Source organism: Pseudomonas sp. 10B238, assembly GCF_000970615.1.
Classification (GTDB): Bacteria; Pseudomonadota; Gammaproteobacteria; order Pseudomonadales; family Pseudomonadaceae; genus Stutzerimonas.
On the sequence record NZ_KQ033990.1, the window covers coordinates 1 to 382 of the forward strand.

Below are 382 nucleotides of genomic sequence, written 5' to 3' on the forward strand. Positions count from 1 at the left end.
GGAACGTCTGAAAAAGACTTTCTAAAACGGTAAAATGGCGCAGCCCATTTTCGAGATCACCGCATGAAACAGATGAGCTTCGCTGACGCCGAATACGCCGGAAAACGTAAGCAGACCCGCCGTGAGCGCTTCCTGATCGAAATGGATCAGGTTGTCCCCTGGAAGCCATTGCTGGCATTGATCGAGCCCCATTATCCCAAGGGTGAAGGTGGGCGCCCTGCCTATCCGCTGGAAGCCATGCTGCGGGTTCATCTGATGCAGAACTGGTTTGGCTACAGCGATCCGGCGATGGAAGAGGCCCTGTATGAAACGACCATCTTGCGGCATTTTGCGGGCTTGCAGCTAGATCGCATCCCCGACGAAACCACCATCCTCAACTTCC

The 382-nt window shown here is 54.7% G+C and carries 1 protein-coding gene; it reads left to right on the forward strand.

The window, feature by feature from the left end; genetic code table 11:
* Positions 1-63: 63 nt before the first annotated feature.
* Positions 64-382 (forward strand): IS5/IS1182 family transposase (locus tag RT21_RS22925; protein WP_046164478.1); only part of this gene is annotated, 319 nt, incomplete at its 3' end.